This is a genomic window from Pedobacter africanus, from assembly GCF_040548825.1.
In the GTDB taxonomy this organism is placed as follows: Bacteria; Bacteroidota; Bacteroidia; order Sphingobacteriales; family Sphingobacteriaceae; genus Pedobacter; species Pedobacter africanus_A.
Genome location: NZ_JBEPSL010000004.1, coordinates 151,706 through 168,031 on the forward strand (window position 1 = coordinate 151,706; position 16,326 = coordinate 168,031).

A 16,326-nucleotide genomic window follows, 5' to 3' on the forward strand; every position below is an offset into this window, starting at 1 on the left:
TGGAATTTACCTTGTACCTGCTAGGACCTTTCTATCATTCCAAAAGCAGAGGCTTTCCATTTGATATAACCCAGCCGTCCGCATTGCTCGGCTACTTCAGCCTCAATAGTCGCCGGCACATCATTTACGATCATCCAACGGATACTGTATTTGCTATTGTAACTGATATAGATGACTACATCATCAAACAAAGGTTCTATGGATTCCAGGCCTTTTAAATGTACATCCTGGAGCTCTTTTGCAAATCGGGTAAGTCTTTCATTCATTACTTTTGCCAGGGGAGCGGCTGGCTTGATATCGGGTTCTATGATTGGGAGTACAGTTACTGTCATCTGCTAAAATCTCAGGAAATGCTATAATTTTTAGCAAAGGTAAATATTATTCCCGAAATATTTGACATGCCAGGGTCAATATGAAATTATTTGATCCAGGTACTTATTCCTTTTGTTTGGTCAGGTAATACACCGGAATTCCAATCAGCATGATCAGTACCCCCCATCCACAGGTATCCGTTTTATAAATAAGCAGGGCGATACTCAATGCCGAAGCCAGCACTATGTACAATAAAGGCAAAAAGGGATAACCAAAAGCCTTGTAAGGACGCTCCGCATCCGGCATCTTTCTCCTCAGAATGAAAATGCCATAAATGGTAAGGATATAAAATATGAGAACGATGATCACTACAAAATCAAGCAACGCCCCATACTTCCCGGTGAGGCATAAAGCCGAGGCCCATACTCCCTGTACCCAGAGTGCCCAGCCCGGAACATCAGATGCATTTAGCCTGGCGGCGCTCTTAAAGAACAACCCGTCCTTAGCCATGGTATAGTACACCCTTGCGCCCGCCATGATTAAACCGTTGTTGCAGGCAAAAGTAGAGATCATGATCATCACTGCAATAATTATGGTACCTGCCTGTCCGAAAATATACTGGGCAGCTACTACGGCCACCCGGTCCGACTTTGCGGTTGTAATTTCATCCAGCGGCAGCACCGCTACATACATCAGGTTGGCCAGGATATAGATGATGCTGACGATTAAAGTCCCTAAAAACAGGCTAAGTCCCACGTTTCGCTGCGGGTTTTTGATCTCTCCGGCAATAAAGGTTACTCCGGCCCATGCATCACTTGAAAAAAGGGAACCCACCATTGCCGCCGCAATTCCCGACAGCAATAAGCTTCCGCTGATGGGGCTCCAGTTCATGGTTTCCAAGCTGAACGAGCGGGTTTCCCAGGCATTTGCCCAGTTGGCATTCCATACGTCCGCCTTTGCTGCCAGTGTAAAACCAAAAACAATTAAACCAAAAAGTGATAAAATTTTGATGATGGTAAGTACCGTCTGCAGGATTTTGCTGTCTTTTACGCCCTTACTATTGATATAGGTAAGAAAAACAATGGTAACAATAGAAACCAGCTGGGCAGCGCTGATGGCATAAAACTCTGGTACGCCCTTATCGCTTGTCCCTGTCTGGATTTGCCATAGGATGTTATTTTCACTAAAAGGTTCAAAAAGATAGGCTGCAAATTTAGAGAAGGCAACACCTACAGCGGCAATGGTTCCGGTTTGTATTACAGCGAAGAGGCTCCAACCGTATAAAAATGCGATCAGTTTGTTATAAGCTTCTTTCAGATAAACATATTGTCCGCCAGCCTTTGGGAACATGGCACTCAACTCGCCATAACTTACTGCAGCAATGACAGTGATAATTGCTGTTACCACCCAGATCAGGGTAAGCCAGCCGGCCGATCCTACCTGCCTGGCAATGTCGGCACTTACAATAAATATACCTGAGCCGATCATAGAGCCCACAACTAGCATCGTCCCGTCTAGCAGTCCGAGCTCTCTTTTAAAGGAACCATCCTGGTTTTCTTTCTCCATTTGTTTGTTTGGTTGGTTTGGTTTTAAAGGGCTTTTACCTTTTAATTCTGGTTGGTAAACACGCCCTTACTGATGCTAATATATCTAAAAAACATTGTTGTGCAGTAAAATGCAAATAATTAAAAAATTAAAAGCTGCATTAAACGGGCAAAAAAGCACAATGCCTTATATTTTCAAAAAAGGATTGCAATCAATTGATTAAAAATTTGTTAATTACGTTTACTCAGTTATTTTTGTTTTTAGCCTGTTGGACTAAACACGTTGCTGAGTAGCGTAAACACAACCGGAAAAACCAAACAAACAAAACAAGTTAAACAACCTAAACGAGAAGAATTAAAGTATGGAGTTTTTACAAAACAATTTAATTTATCTGATCCCTGCTATGGGCCTGGTTGGCATCCTGGTGATGGCCATCAAGAGTGCATGGGTAAACAAACAGGACGCAGGAGACAAGAACATGCAGGAGCTGGCCGGCTACATTGCTGATGGAGCCATGGCCTTTTTAAAAGCCGAATGGAGGGTATTGAGCATTTTTGTTGTATTTACAGCAGCTTTACTTGCCTACTCGGGTACCATACATGAAGTAAATGGTGTAGCCTTACATTCAAGCTGGATCATTTCCGTAGCGTTTATCATTGGTGCAGTATTTTCTGCCACGGCAGGATATATCGGCATGAAAGCCGCCACCAAAGCAAATGTACGTACTACACAGGCTGCCAGGACCAGTTTAAAGCAGGCCTTAAAGGTATCGTTTACTGGTGGTACCGTAATGGGCCTGGGCGTTGCCGGTCTGGCAATATTAGGCCTGGGCGGTTTGTTTATTGTTTTTCTGCAAATGTTTAATGTGGTTTCGGCCAACAGCGTTGAAATGAAAACAGCCATTGAAGTACTTACCGGCTTTTCGCTGGGTGCAGAGTCTATCGCGCTGTTTGCTAGGGTTGGTGGGGGTATTTATACCAAAGCCGCCGACGTGGGTGCCGATCTTGTAGGTAAGGTGGAAGCAGGTATTCCTGAAGATGATGTGCGTAATCCTGCAACTATAGCAGATAACGTGGGTGACAACGTGGGTGACGTTGCAGGTATGGGCGCCGATTTATTCGGTTCTTATGTAGCAACCATCCTGGCCACCATGGTATTGGGACAGGAAATTGTGGTTGATAAACTAAATGGCATTGCTGTTGATAACCTGAACGGTTTTTCACCGGTATTGCTACCCATGGTGATCTGCGGGCTGGGCATCTTGTTCTCTATTGTAGGTACCTGGTTTGTACGCATTAAAGGCGAAGACTCAAATGTACAAACCGCCTTAAATTTAGGTAACTGGGGATCCATAGTCATCACTGCCATTGCTTCTTATTTTGTGGTTACAGCCATGCTGCCTGAACATTTACATTTGCGCGGGGTTAATTTTACCAGCCTGGACGTATTTTATTCCATCATAGTAGGTTTAGTGGTAGGTACATTAATGAGTATCATTACCGAATATTATACGGCAATGGGCAAAGGCCCGGTTAATTCAATTATCCAGCAATCTGCTACCGGTCATGCTACCAATATTATTGGTGGTTTGTCTGTAGGAATGAAATCTACTGTTGCCCCTATCCTGGTGCTTGCCGGAGGGATCATCTGTTCGTATGCTTTTGCAGGTTTGTATGGTGTAGCCATTGCCGCTGCCGGCATGATGGCCACTACAGCTATGCAATTGGCTATCGACGCTTTTGGCCCTATTGCCGATAATGCAGGTGGTATTGCTGAAATGAGCCAGCTGCCACCCGAAGTACGTGAACGTACCGATAACCTGGATGCTGTGGGTAACACCACTGCTGCAACAGGCAAAGGTTTCGCAATCGCTTCTGCGGCATTAACATCACTGGCCTTATTCGCTGCCTTTGTTGGTGTTGCCGGTATATCGGCCATCGATATTTATAAAGCCCCTGTATTGGCCGGTCTGTTTGTAGGTGCCATGATTCCTTTCATTTTCTCGGCACTGTGTATTGCAGCTGTTGGTAAAGCAGCGATGGATATGGTGCAGGAAGTTCGTCGTCAGTTCCGCGAAATTCCCGGCATTATGGAATACAAAGCAAAACCTGAATATGAAAAATGTGTAGCCATCTCCACCAAAGCTTCTATCCGGGAAATGATGCTGCCGGGTGCAATCGCACTTTTAGTTCCGATCATCGTTGGATTTGGCTTTAAAGGCGTATTTCCTACCGTAAGCTCGGCCGAGATATTGGGTGGTTTGCTGGCTGGTGTTACCGTATCGGGGGTATTGATGGGAATTTTCCAGTCGAACGCAGGAGGTGCATGGGACAATGCAAAAAAATCATTTGAAAAAGGTGTAGAGATCAATGGCGAGATGCATTATAAAAAATCGGAACCACATAAGGCTTCTGTAACGGGAGATACCGTTGGAGATCCGTTTAAAGATACCTCCGGTCCTTCGATGAACATCCTGATCAAACTGATGTCTATCGTTTCACTGGTCATTGCGCCATACATCGCAGTCGGGGTTTCAGCAGAACATGCCAGGGTTAAAGAAAAGGTTGAAATTATGACTAAACCGGGCAGTCCGGTAAAAGTGGCTGCAGCCACACTGGCCATTAAAAGTGTTAAGGACAGTGTAACCACATACCAATAATATTATATTGTTACTATTAAAAGGGATTTCTAAAAAGAATCCCTTTTATATTTAGATATATTTTCTTTAGGTTTGACAGGATTATGATACGTAAATGACAATCATAAAAACATTAAAATATTAAACGGCATAAAAAACTAACTTATTAAACTAAACCACAAATTATGAATTTTAGAAAGTCGATTGACTTACTCACCAAGGAAGCAGCTGAGAGCGGTGAGGGAACGCTAAAAAGAACACTTGGACCGGTAAACCTGGTAGCTCTGGGTATTGGTGCTATTATTGGAGCGGGGTTATTTTCCATAACCGGATCCGCAGCCGCCAATAATGCCGGTCCCGCCATCACCATTTCATTCATTATCGCAGCCATAGGTTGTGCTTTTGCGGGCTTGTGCTATGCAGAGTTTGCTTCTATGATACCAGTGGCGGGTAGTGCTTATACCTATTCTTACGCTACTATGGGCGAATTTGTAGCCTGGATAATTGGCTGGGATCTGGTACTTGAATATGCCCTGGGTGCTGCAACCGTTTCCATAAGCTGGAGCAGGTACCTGGTCAAGTTTCTCGGTTATTACGACATCCATCTCCCCGCGCAGGTGACCATGTCGCCTTTTGAACACGCAACCCTGTTGGATGGTACTGTGGTTTCTGGTATGTTTAACCTGCCTGCCGTGTTCATCATTATCGTGATGTCCTTCATCCTCATCCGCGGAACAAGTGAATCAGCTTTTGTAAACGGGCTTATTGTTGCCGTTAAAGTAGTGATTGTATTTATCTTCATCTTTTTAGGATGGAAATATATAAACGCTGAAAATTATCAGCCTTATTTTATTCCTGGTGATAAACCCGGCCACGAGAGTGTATTTACACATGGATGGGGAGGCGTCATCAGGGCGGCCGGAATTGTATTTTTCGCCTATATAGGTTTTGACGCAGTTTCGACTGCAGCCCAGGAAGCTAAAAATCCTAAAAAAGATATGCCTATAGGTATCCTGGTTTCCCTGTTTATTTGTACCATATTGTATATTCTTTTTGCACATGTTATGACGGGCGTTGCCAATTATGACATGTTTAAAGGTCAGGATGGTATTGCACCTGTTGCTGTTGCTATTGATAACATGGGCGCAAAAGATGCCTCTGGTATGGTTACACCAGCCTATCCATGGTTAAATAAAGCAATTATATTTGCAATTTTAGGCGGTTACGCTTCTGTAATCCTGGTGATGCTATTGGGCCAGTCGAGGGTATTCTTCTCTATGAGTAAAGACGGATTACTGCCTAAAGTATTTTCAAGCGTACACCCAAAATACAGTACACCTGCAAAAAGCAATTTACTATTCATGGTATTTGTAAGTTTGTTTGCTGCCTTTGTACCAGCTACCGTAGTTGGCGAGATGACCAGTATAGGTACTTTACTCGCGTTTATCCTGGTATGTATTGGTGTAGTAATTCTAAGAAAAAGGATGCCGGATTTGCCAAGGGCATTTAAAGTACCTATGGTGCCTTTAATCCCGATATTGGGTGTTGCCGTTTGTCTGGGTATGATGGTGTTCCTGCCATTGGATACCTGGGTACGTTTATTGGTCTGGATGATTATCGGCTTTGATGTTTACCTGTTCTATGGCATGAAAAACAGTTTACTGTCCGACAACAACCAGGTTACTTTAATGAAAAGTACCCGCACAATATCATGGATAGGGGTTGCTTTAACGGCCCTGCTGATCGGAGTAGCCATCATCCACCACCACATTACCGATGGAGCTGATACAGGCCTTTATTACTTCTCATTGGTTTTTGCAGCAGCACATTTCATTCTTTATGTTTTTAAAGCAGCCACAGCCGCCAGTGTAAAAGCAAAGTAATTGCAATAAATAAAAAAGCCCTGTAAGCAAAACTTACAGGGCTTTTTTCATGGAATAACAATAAGCCTGATTAAGTCAGCTCTACGCATTCCACACCATTTTCTGCCAGGATAAATTCTACAATATCTGCACAGGGCACTGTAGAGGCAACTTTAAGCAATTTATCTTCAAATGTGAACAGCCAGTTCTTTTTTCCAAACAACAGGTTTAAAACTGGTTTTACAGAGATCAGGTCAATCCGTTTTTGTACTGAGGTTTTAAAGACTAGCATATTCATCGTTTATCAATTTAATAGGATAAAGATGGGGTGTAAGTATGAATGTATAAAGGCCATTGTGCCGGGAGTGGTAAAATCTCCGGTGAACAACACAAAATTGCCGGTAAAACTCTTGCGTTTTTTTTCGTACTTTGTAAAATAAACATCTAAATGTTATGGAATTCAATTTCAGCCAAATTCTCTCGACCACAATGGTACTCTTTGCTATCATTGATATTCTTGGCGCTATTCCTATTGTAATAGAACTCAGGAAAAAAGCCGGTCACATTCAATCAGAGAAGGCAACCATTGTGGCCGCTGTACTGATGATCATCTTTTTATTTGCCGGAGAAACGCTGCTAAAAGTCATCGGTCTGGATGTTGCCTCTTTTGCCATCGCAGGTTCGATGGTGATCTTTTTTATCGCCATGGAGATGGTACTGGGCTTGACTATATTTAAAGAAGGCGATGCACCTGAGACGGTATCTATAGTACCCCTGGCTTTTCCATTGATTGCCGGGGCAGGAACAATGACAACACTGCTTTCCTTAAAAACCGAATATGCTACCCAAAACATTATTGTCGGCATTATCATCAATATGATTTTTGTTTACTTTGTATTGAAGAACACAGAACGCCTGGAAAAGTTATTTGGTAAATCGGGATTGAATGTGCTAAGGAAAGCTTTTGGAATTATACTTCTGGCCATAGCCATTAAACTGTTCCGCAACAATACAGGTTTATAAATTCTACAGCTTGGTTAACCTGGCTACGAACATGGTGTCGGCCTTATTGTGATAACCTTTTATCACTTCCATTTTTTCGAGTTTTAGCGGCAGGTTTTCCTGCAGCCAGCTTACCACTTCCTCATTTTCCTGCTTAAATACAGAGCAGGTAATGTAAACCAATGGCTTTCCTTCTTTGAGGTATTTAACCACATTTGCAGCAATGCTCTTTTGCAACCTGGAAAAGTAGTCAATTTTATGCGCACTAAAATAATATAGCATTTCTGGTGTTCTGCCCCAGGTTCCTGACCCCGAGCAAGGTGCATCGAGTATGATACCATCAAATTCATAATGGTGCAGGTCCGGATCATTATTTTGAAGGAGATCTAACACTTTCTTTTGGTATTTTTTTAATCCGGCTTCCTGAAAACGTTCCTCCAGGTTCTGCAGGCTACCCTCCCTTACATCGCTGACCAGCAGCTCTACTTTAGGTTCCAGATCGAACAAAAGCAGCGACTTACCACCCGATGCGGCACAGCAATCCCACCACTTATCCCAGGGTTGAGGTTGAAAGAATGTGCCGGTTTTCTGTGAAGAAAGGTCCTGCACCTGGTAGTTTTTGCTATTGGCCAGCACCCTATCGAGCTTAGTACCATTTGGCAATGCAAGTGTGGTGTCTCCCAATTCTTCTGCCGTTATCCCCTCTTGCTTCAATATCCCGGTTAACTTCTGCATCTCCCCTGCATTTACCCTGAGAAACAGATCGGGTTGTGTAAAAAAAGAAATATAAAAGTCGTGTCGTTCTATAGCTTCAGAAAGGTTTTCATAAAAGCTAAAGACATCCTTCAGGTCGAACTCAGGGAAATGCTGCTGAACCAACGACAGCTTTTCGGTAACAGAGCTTTCTACATGCTCCTTTAAAGCCGGCAGAAAGCTTTCTATAACCAAACTGCCTGTTTGACTGCATAAAAAATCGGCTACCGCCAGCCGAAGGGTATAGTCAGCTTTGATCAGTGCCTTTCCCAGCCGGAAGAAGTTATAAATATACCTGCTGGCCCAGCGCCTGTCTGACGACCCCATCTGTTTGTTCCGCTTAAAATAAACGAACAGAAAGCGGTGCAGTGGTTGTGAACCGTCGTAACTTTTAAAGATCTGATCAAATGCCTTGAGCTGGTGTTCTACCTTCATTCTATCACATTTAAAGCAAAATTTTTATACCGCAGCAACATTAAACTGGTATTGATATAACCAAGCCTTTCATGGTGTTCAAAGCGAAAAGAATTCTGCAAACCCCTATATTTATCTTTAGTCAGGTACTTCTGGTACTCAGGCCCATGAGCAGAAAGCAGTTTACCAAAATAAAAGCCTACATCAAATCCTTTAAACGAATATTCGCCTGGCTCGAAATTGAAGAGCGCCCTGTATTTTCTGATGAATGCATTGACCTCAGGTCTTGTATAATCAACTTTATAGGAGGAGGAAATAATGGTATTGAAAGCCTGCAGCTGATCGATATTGTAATTCTGCTTCATCCAGTCGGGATGTCCGAAAAGCGTTGCATTAAAACCCGCCTTTTTCATTTTCATCAGTTTATCTAATGTGGGAACTACAAATTTCCGGTCAGAAGAGCTTACCATAATTACATAGTTACGTCCCTTTATGATTTTAGGTTCCATGCTAAAGACAGAGGCGTATTCCTGAAAGGTAAATCCTTTACCTGTGAAATACAACCTTAAAGGTTTCGCCATTACTTCATCACTGGCACTTTTTGGATTGATGAGCACCACAACTGTGTTTGCAGAGTTGTAATTTTTAGAAATATAGTTCCCTATCTTTTCTGCATGCAGATCAACGTTATTTACAATAGAGATCAGGTTGGGGTTTCCAAACTCATCCGGATGTGCCGCCGAAAGCGGGTTAACGACCAGGATGTTCCTTGAAATAGAATAATTGGTAATGTATTTCAGTCCATCGGGAAATACCGGCCCTACGATCAGATTGCTCCCCAGCAGCCCGCCATTGTCTATCAATTCCCTTATCTGCGTATTGTTATCCTGGGTATCAAAAACCTTTAGCTTGAAGTTTTGCCCTGTAGCTGCTGCAGAATCTATCCCGAGTTTAAAGCCCTGGTAAAAGTCGATGGCCATTGCGGCTTTTTCTACATCGGCCTTGGTAGCCGTTTTTAGTTTGATCTCATTTAACCTGAAAGGGACAAGTAGCGAAAGACTTGCCTGCTCAAACTTTACAGCAGGCTTTTCAGTTTTCGTTACTTCTTTAGGCGCTTCAGGTTTCCGGGCTACGGGTTTTATTTTTGGCGAACAGGCCGCCAGAAACAGTGTCGCAAGGATGAAGAACCCATATCTATTCCCACTCAATTGTTGCAGGTGGTTTTGAACTAATGTCATATACAACGCGGTTAATTCCTTTTACTTTGTTAATTATTTCATTAGAAATTTTTGCGAGTACGTTATAAGGCAGATGGCACCAGTCGGCAGTCATCCCATCAACAGATTCAACAGCACGGAGGGCAATCGCATTCTCGTAAGTGCGTTCATCACCCATTACCCCTACCGATTGAACCGGAAGGAAAATTGCACCTGCCTGCCATACTTTATCGTATAAACCAGCTTCTTTTAAATTGTTGATATAAATAGCATCAGCTTCCTGAAGGATCGCTACCTTCTCTGCGGTTACTTCGCCAAGAATCCTGATGGCCAGACCTGGCCCCGGGAAAGGGTGACGGCCAATGATAAAATGCTCCAGGCCTAAAGAAGTTCCAACTCTTCTTACTTCATCTTTAAACAAAGTGTTCAATGGCTCAACGACTTTTAATTTCATAAAATCAGGTAAACCGCCTACATTGTGGTGCGACTTGATGGTAGCTGACGGCCCTTTTACCGAAACAGATTCGATAATATCCGGGTAAATGGTACCCTGCGCCAGCCATTTTACATCCTGTACCTGGTGGGCCTCATCGTCAAACACTTCGATAAATACCCGTCCTATAGCTTTACGCTTAAGCTCGGGATCAGAAACCCCGGCAAGCTGGCTCAGGAAACGTTCCTTGGCATCAACACCCTTAATATTTAAACCCAGATGTTTGTATTGTTCAAGTACAGCTTCGTATTCATTTTTCCTCAACAGGCCATTATCTACAAAAATGCAGTGCAGGTTTGTCCCAATAGCTTTATGCAATAGTAATGCAGCAACACTGGAATCTACCCCACCCGAAAGTGCAAGTACAACTTTATCGTTCCCCAACTTTGCTTTCAGGTCGGCAATAGTTGTTTCTACAAAAGCATAAGGGGTCCACTCCTGCTTACATCCGCAGATATCTACCAGGAAATTCTCTAAAAGCTGCTTGCCATCTGTACTGTGTGTAACTTCAGGGTGAAACTGTATACCATAAGTCTGCGTATCTTTGACCTGATAGGCAGCAACCTTTACACTATCTGTACTTGCAATCAGTTCAAAACTCGCCGGTATTTTCGTAATGGTATCGCCATGCGACATCCACACCTGGGAATCAGAAGCTATATTTTTTAACAGCTTGTTTGTTGTGGCAACAAAATTCAGGTTTGCACGGCCATACTCACGTGTGGAAGAAGGCTGAACCTCACCACCAGAATGCTGTGCGATATACTGAGCTCCGTAACATACGCCCAATACAGGCAGATTACCAAACTTTTTAAGATCTACCTGTGGTGCATCTTCCTGGCGCACAGAATAAGGGCTGCCTGAAAGGATGATACCTTTAACCTCTGAACTAAGCTCAGGAATGTTGTTAAATGGATGAATTTCGCAATAAACGTTTAACTCGCGTACCCGACGGGCAATTAACTGTGTATATTGGGATCCAAAATCGAGAATAATGATTTTTTCTAGCATGGCCAAAGTTAAGCATACTTAATCACTTCCACACCAAATCTCTTCAAAAAATCCACTCCTTCATCACTTGGCAGGCCTTTATACTCAGCGTAAGAGTCGCGGTAATAAACCATTCTGATGCCGGAAGACAAGATCAGGCGTGCACAGGCTATGCATGGTGATAAGGTGGTATATAGCGTTGATCCTTCAATTTTAGAGCCGTTCTTTATACCATATAGAATAGCATTCTCTTCGGCATGCAATGCCAAAGAGCAGCTGCCGCGCGAATCACGGGCGCAACCTGCTTCGGGCCACTCTTCATCGCAATTGTGGGTTCCGGCAGGTGGGCCGTTGTAACCTATGGAAATGATCCTGGTATCTTTTGTCAGCACCGCACCCACATGCGCACGTACACAATGTGAACGCCCGGCGAGGTCGCCTGCCAAATTCATAAAAATATCGTTAAAACTCGGTTTTGTACTCATGCTCGTTCCTTGAGCTTCCAATACTTTAAATGTATCAAAAGCGTTATTTCCTCAGCAAAGATGCACATAAATTAGAGTAAAAAAATGGACGCATTTTATGTTTAAAGTTGCATATTAGCACAATATTATACATTAGGTGAATGTTTGAAGCAATATTACAGGGGATAGGTGCGGGTATTTTATTTTCTTTTTTAACAGGACCAGTGTTCTTTTCAATGATTAAAACCAGCATTGAAAAAGGATTCAAGGCTGGTTTCTCTCTAGCCATAGGTGTGATTCTAAGTGACATTATATTTATCAGCCTAACCATCTTCAGCTCTCAGTTTGTAGACTACAATTCTAAATACAATCAATACATCGGCATCATCGGAGGCTTATTTTTATTCGGCATCGGCCTTTATTACCTCATCAAAAAAGTAAGAGTAAGCTACGATATATCGGAAGACCTGAAGGTCAGGAAGAGAGGCTACATCATCAAGGGTTTTTTCATGTGCCTTTTATCACCTTCTACCCTTATGTTCTGGATTATGGTAGGTGGCATTGTATCCGTGCACCTGCATTACGAAATGACAGAAAAAATTGTCTTCTTTATTATTGCAATGGCCACCCAATTGTCTGTCGACTGTGTAAAAACCTATTATGCTGCCAAGCTGCGGTACAGAATAAAAGAAAAGACCATTCAGAATTTAAACCGGATAGCCGGGGCAGTGATCCTGCTGTTTGCGATCAGGCTGTTTGTTGAAGTCCTGATTAAATATTACAGGTAATCAAAATATTACGAAGCAGGTTTAAACTTAAGCCTGCTGTTATGGTCAATTGGTTTAACTAAACTTTGGTCTTCAAAAAGACCTGATCATAAAAACTTGTATGAAGAAATTATCATTTTTACTCCTTTCGCTCCTGTTTACCGCACAGACATTTGCCCAAACGGGGAATTTTGATTTTAAAAAGCTGGAAAAGGACGTCCGCCAGGTTGTGCAGGAGGCCTATCGTGCATCAGTTTACATTACTCCCTACGATTCTGTGTCAAACAGGGCTACAGGAGGTTCCTTCAGTGGGGTGGTGATCGATACTGCCGGCCATGTCCTTTCTGCAGCACATGCAGTTAAGCCGGGAAATCTGTATGAGATTACCTTTCCTGACGGCAAAAAATTTAAAGCTGCAGGATTGGGGAGAATCCCCCGGAATGATGCAGCCATGCTAAAAATCAAAGAGAAAGGCAGCTGGCCTTATGCCCCGATGGGCTGGTCATCCTCATTAAAAAAAGATATGCCCTGTGTCAGCATTGCCTATCCGGGTACAGTGGCTGCTAAAACACCTACCGTGCGACTTGGCTATATTGCCGAAACTGAAACCAAAGAGGGTTTTATCCGTTCAACCTGCCTCATGGAGCCCGGAGATTCCGGGGGACCGGTTTTTGACATGAAAGGACGTGTAATTGGTCTTCATAGCAAAATAGACTTGTCTTTAGATGACAATTTTGAGATCCCGGTGGATTTGTACCGGAAGTACTGGAACGCCCTGACTAAACCGGCAAGTTATAACGAACTTCCGGAAGCGATAACAGTGCCCGCCGATCCGCAAGCGCAGGAACTGAAAGTCATGCCGGAAATTGCGCAGCTTAATATCCACTCTGAAAAGCCGAACGAACGCTTAAACAAAACGAGTTTCAAATTGAAGAGTACTTCAGGCAGTACTGAATTACAGATCCTGGGAACATTGATCAGACCAGAGGGATTTCTTCCCGAGACAGCTGTAAAAAGCAAGAGCTTTTTACTGAGCAAAAGCTCAATGGTAGGGGACCATCCAATAGTTGAACTGTCTGCCGCAAAAAGCGCAACAGCAAAAGTAATCGGAAGAGATGAAGCCAATGACCTGGTATTGCTGCAGGTTGATCATAAATTAAAAGACGGAATTGCATTGGGAACCATAGCAATAGATTCGGTGGTTTTTGCCGATCTGGGTAAATTACTGATTTCTCCGCAGCCAGGCGATGGGGTTCTGGTAAGTGTACTCGGCAATACCCAAACCAGTATCGCCAAAGGACCAAATCCTGCATTTATTGGTATTGGCACCAATCTAAAAGACGGAAAAGTAGTTATTGCCAATATTCAGCCAAGAAGTCCGGCCAGCACAGCCGAATTGGAAACCGGCGACGAGGTGTTGTCCTTTAACGGAAAACCTATCCTGAACGCCGAAGACCTGGGTAAAGAGATGGCTGCTTATAAGCCCAGCGATACGGTTAACCTTCAACTATCCAGGGCAGGCGTGCCTTTTTTTAAAAGAATTGCATTAAAGCCAAGAAGAATGGCAGAGAGACACATCGCCTATCGTTTTACAGATGGCCGCAGCGAACGCCGTACAGACTTTAGCAGGGTCCTTATACACGACGGGAAATTAAAGCCTTCAGCATGTGGCGGCCCCCTTTATGGCATAGACGGGAAGTTTTATGGCATCAATATAGCAAGATTAAGCCGGACCAGCAGTCTGGCGATTCCAGCGGCAGTAATTCAGAAATTTGTTAAACAATCACTGACCGGACTGAAAGAGCAGGCCATGCTCAACTACACAACCTTTGATGCGACCACCTGGCAATAAAAAAAGCAGGGCTAATATAGCCCTGCTTTTTTTATTATTAAGCGTTCTGATCAAGATGCGCTCTATTAATACGCTCGCTGGTTATTTCCTTCTTTCCAGTTCACGAAAGCTTTATTTACCACTTTATTTCCACCCGCTGTAGGATAATTTCCGGAGAAATACCAATCTCCGCTATGATTAGGGCAGGCTACATGTAAATTGTCAAGGGTTTGGTAAATGACCTGAACCTCTGCTACGATATCTGCCGGCGTAATGATCTTAGTGATCTGTGCTGAAATTTCTTCCTGTGTGAAAGGTCTGTAAATGTCTTTAACATGATTTACAATCTCTTCTTTAGGCAGCAACAAAGAAGCCTTACATTTCTGATAAACCTCTTCAATTACATTATCCATTCCTCGCTCTTTTAACAATTGTATCGCAGCTTCGAATGCAACAAACTGTCCCATTTTAGACATATCTATACCATAGCAATCAGGGTAACGGATCTGTGGTGCCGAAGAAACGATAATGATCTTCTTAGGGTGCAGCCTGTCAATGATCTTAATGATACTTTGCTTCAGGGTAGTCCCCCTAACGATAGAGTCATCTACAGCTACGAGTGTATCGGTGTGGTTTTTTATGACACCATAAGTGGTATCATAAACGTGCGCTACCATGTCACTCCTATCCGCATCCTGGGTGATAAACGTTCTTAGCTTCACATCTTTGATAGCCAGTTTTTCAACTCTAGGGCGCATCGAAAGCAGTTCGTTAAGCTCCTCATCGCTTAAGGTATCTTTCCGGTGCAGTAAGGTTTCTTTCTGTACTTCCCTGATGTGAGCGTGCAGGCCATCAACCATTCCATAAAAGGAAACTTCAGCAGTATTTGGAATAAAAGAAAAAACCGTATTCTTTAAGTCTGCGCTTACCGCATCCAAAATCTGCCTGCACAATAAAGCTCCAAGGTGCTTTCTTTCTTTATAGATTTCAGCATCGCTGCCTCTTGAGAAGTAAATCCGCTCAAATGAACAAGCTCTCTTTTCCTGGGGTTCCCTGAATATTTCCTGACTTACCGTACCGTCTTTTTTAACGATCAGTGCATGGCCAGGTTCAATTTCTTTTACATTCTTGAACTGAATATTAAATGCCGTTTGTATGGCGGGTCTTTCCGAAGCTGCAACCACAATCTCATCATCAGCATAATAGTAGGCCGGACGGATACCGGAAGGATCACGAAGAATGAAAGCATCCCCGTTACCAACAATACCTGATATCGTATACCCTCCATCCCAGTTTTTAGCAGAACGTTTTAAGATTTTAGCAATATCCAGGTTTTGGGAAATTTTTTGGGTGATGGCCACATTATCCAGTCCTTCTTTTTTATAGGCATCAAAAAGTTCCTGGTTTTCATCGTCCAGGAAATGACCGATCTTTTCCAATACAGTTACCGTATCGGCTTTTTCTTTAGGATGCTGTCCAAGTTCATATAACTGCTCCAGTAATTCATCCACATTGGTCATGTTGAAGTTACCGGCAATTACCAGGTTCCTGGTCATCCAGTTGTTTTGCCTTAAAAAGGGGTGACAGTTCTCGATACTGTTTTTACCATGTGTGCCATACCTTAAATGGCCCAACAAAACTTCACCGATAAAACTTACATTTTGCTTTAACCACTCTGCATCCTGCATCAGTTCAGGCGTTTCATTCTGGATATCTACAAATTTGTTTTGTACATAACCAAAGATATCGGCCACTGCATTTTGTGCCATGGAACGGTACCTGCTGATGTAGCGGTTACCAGGTTTAACATCTAATTTAATAGTGGCAATACCGGCACCATCCTGTCCACGGTTGTGCTGCTTTTCCATTAAAAGATAAAGCTTGTTTAGTCCGTAAAGTGCAGTCCCGTATTTTTCCTGGTAGTATGAGAGCGGTTTTAAAAGGCGGATAAAGGCAATTCCGCATTCGTGTTTTATCGAGTCACTCATTCGTGTGTATTGTTTTGAGCCGCAAATTTACCGTTAATAATAATCAGAAC

The 16,326-nt window shown here is 43.1% G+C and carries 13 protein-coding genes; 5 read left to right on the forward strand and 8 right to left on the reverse strand.

Translation table 11 applies throughout. The features are described from left to right. Nucleotides 1-20: 20 nt before the first annotated feature. On the reverse strand, nt 21-332 hold the full coding sequence (locus tag ABIE26_RS20260; RefSeq protein ID WP_310145245.1) for a hypothetical protein: 312 nt from the start codon (nt 330-332) through the stop codon (nt 21-23). A 103-nt stretch (nt 333-435) separates the two neighbouring features. Next, nucleotides 436-1,878 (reverse strand): APC family permease, encoded by a 1,443-nt coding sequence (locus ABIE26_RS20265; protein WP_310145247.1) that lies wholly within the window; start codon nt 1,876-1,878, stop codon nt 436-438. A 340-nt stretch (nt 1,879-2,218) separates the two neighbouring features. Here ABIE26_RS20265 and ABIE26_RS20270 point away from each other — a divergent pair, with 340 nt between their 5' ends. Then, nucleotides 2,219-4,516 (forward strand): sodium-translocating pyrophosphatase, encoded by a 2,298-nt coding sequence (locus tag ABIE26_RS20270; RefSeq protein WP_310145249.1) that lies wholly within the window; start codon nt 2,219-2,221, stop codon nt 4,514-4,516. Nucleotides 4,517-4,680: 164 nt separating this feature from the next. Continuing rightward, the gene (locus ABIE26_RS20275) at nt 4,681-6,378 is read left to right on the forward strand and encodes an amino acid permease (protein ID WP_310145251.1); all 1,698 of its coding nucleotides are present in this window, start codon (nt 4,681-4,683) and stop codon (nt 6,376-6,378) included. Between the two features lie 70 nt (nt 6,379-6,448). Here ABIE26_RS20275 and ABIE26_RS20280 read toward each other — a convergent pair whose 3' ends face one another. Continuing rightward, nucleotides 6,449-6,655 (reverse strand): hypothetical protein, encoded by a 207-nt coding sequence (locus tag ABIE26_RS20280; RefSeq protein WP_084241276.1) that lies wholly within the window; start codon nt 6,653-6,655, stop codon nt 6,449-6,451. A gap of 155 nt (nt 6,656-6,810) precedes the next feature. Here ABIE26_RS20280 and ABIE26_RS20285 point away from each other — a divergent pair, with 155 nt between their 5' ends. After that, complete coding sequence (locus ABIE26_RS20285; RefSeq protein ID WP_084241277.1) at nt 6,811-7,380, forward strand: MarC family protein; 570 nt, start codon at nt 6,811-6,813, stop codon at nt 7,378-7,380. Between the two features lie 3 nt (nt 7,381-7,383). On the opposite strand, the gene ABIE26_RS20290 is transcribed toward ABIE26_RS20285, so the two are convergent. From ABIE26_RS20290 to ABIE26_RS20305, 4 genes are read right to left on the reverse strand one after another with little or no spacing between them, the layout of a single operon-like run. Next, nucleotides 7,384-8,547, reverse strand: coding sequence for an RsmB/NOP family class I SAM-dependent RNA methyltransferase (locus ABIE26_RS20290; RefSeq protein ID WP_310145254.1), 1,164 nt, complete (start codon nt 8,545-8,547; stop codon nt 7,384-7,386). After that, a complete protein-coding gene (locus tag ABIE26_RS20295) occupies nt 8,544-9,764 on the reverse strand; it encodes an ABC transporter substrate-binding protein (RefSeq protein WP_310145256.1) in 1,221 nt (406 codons plus the stop codon). The genes ABIE26_RS20290 and ABIE26_RS20295 overlap by 4 nt, the downstream gene beginning before the upstream one ends. Beyond that, complete coding sequence (gene guaA, locus ABIE26_RS20300; protein WP_310145257.1) at nt 9,721-11,247, reverse strand: glutamine-hydrolyzing GMP synthase; 1,527 nt, start codon at nt 11,245-11,247, stop codon at nt 9,721-9,723. Before guaA ends, ABIE26_RS20295 begins: the two co-directional genes overlap by 44 nt. 8 nt (nt 11,248-11,255) lie before the next feature. Next, complete coding sequence (locus ABIE26_RS20305) at nt 11,256-11,678, reverse strand: deoxycytidylate deaminase (RefSeq protein ID WP_310145259.1); 423 nt, start codon at nt 11,676-11,678, stop codon at nt 11,256-11,258. 173 nt (nt 11,679-11,851) lie between these two features. Here ABIE26_RS20305 and ABIE26_RS20310 point away from each other — a divergent pair, with 173 nt between their 5' ends. Beyond that, entirely contained in the window at nt 11,852-12,478 is a 627-nt protein-coding gene (locus ABIE26_RS20310) for a LysE family translocator (RefSeq protein WP_310145261.1), read from the forward strand. A gap of 100 nt (nt 12,479-12,578) precedes the next feature. Further along, a complete protein-coding gene (locus ABIE26_RS20315) occupies nt 12,579-14,309 on the forward strand; it encodes a trypsin-like peptidase domain-containing protein (protein WP_310145263.1) in 1,731 nt (576 codons plus the stop codon). A gap of 65 nt (nt 14,310-14,374) precedes the next feature. Here ABIE26_RS20315 and ABIE26_RS20320 read toward each other — a convergent pair whose 3' ends face one another. Beyond that, the gene (locus ABIE26_RS20320; protein WP_310145265.1) at nt 14,375-16,276 is read right to left on the reverse strand and encodes a class II glutamine amidotransferase; all 1,902 of its coding nucleotides are present in this window, start codon (nt 16,274-16,276) and stop codon (nt 14,375-14,377) included. Nucleotides 16,277-16,326 lie beyond the last annotated feature (50 nt).

What these genes read in the sequence shown, in the direction of transcription:
- ABIE26_RS20270 (WP_310145249.1), top strand. Translation starts at nt 2,219, where the DNA reads ATGGAGTTTTTACAAAACAATTTAATTTATCTGATCCCTGCTATGGGC.
- ABIE26_RS20310 (WP_310145261.1), top strand. Translation starts at nt 11,852, where the DNA reads ATGTTTGAAGCAATATTACAGGGGATAGGTGCGGGTATTTTATTTTCT.
- ABIE26_RS20290 (WP_310145254.1), bottom strand. Translation starts at nt 8,547, where the DNA reads ATGAAGGTAGAACACCAGCTCAAGGCATTTGATCAGATCTTTAAAAGT.
- ABIE26_RS20275 (WP_310145251.1), top strand. Translation starts at nt 4,681, where the DNA reads ATGAATTTTAGAAAGTCGATTGACTTACTCACCAAGGAAGCAGCTGAG.
- ABIE26_RS20295 (WP_310145256.1), bottom strand. Translation starts at nt 9,764, where the DNA reads ATGACATTAGTTCAAAACCACCTGCAACAATTGAGTGGGAATAGATAT.
- ABIE26_RS20285 (WP_084241277.1), top strand. Translation starts at nt 6,811, where the DNA reads ATGGAATTCAATTTCAGCCAAATTCTCTCGACCACAATGGTACTCTTT.
- ABIE26_RS20280 (WP_084241276.1), bottom strand. Translation starts at nt 6,655, where the DNA reads ATGAATATGCTAGTCTTTAAAACCTCAGTACAAAAACGGATTGACCTG.
- guaA (WP_310145257.1), bottom strand. Translation starts at nt 11,247, where the DNA reads ATGCTAGAAAAAATCATTATTCTCGATTTTGGATCCCAATATACACAG.
- ABIE26_RS20305 (WP_310145259.1), bottom strand. Translation starts at nt 11,678, where the DNA reads ATGAATTTGGCAGGCGACCTCGCCGGGCGTTCACATTGTGTACGTGCG.
- ABIE26_RS20265 (WP_310145247.1), bottom strand. Translation starts at nt 1,878, where the DNA reads ATGGAGAAAGAAAACCAGGATGGTTCCTTTAAAAGAGAGCTCGGACTG.
- ABIE26_RS20320 (WP_310145265.1), bottom strand. Translation starts at nt 16,276, where the DNA reads ATGAGTGACTCGATAAAACACGAATGCGGAATTGCCTTTATCCGCCTT.
- ABIE26_RS20315 (WP_310145263.1), top strand. Translation starts at nt 12,579, where the DNA reads ATGAAGAAATTATCATTTTTACTCCTTTCGCTCCTGTTTACCGCACAG.
- ABIE26_RS20260 (WP_310145245.1), bottom strand. Translation starts at nt 332, where the DNA reads ATGACAGTAACTGTACTCCCAATCATAGAACCCGATATCAAGCCAGCC.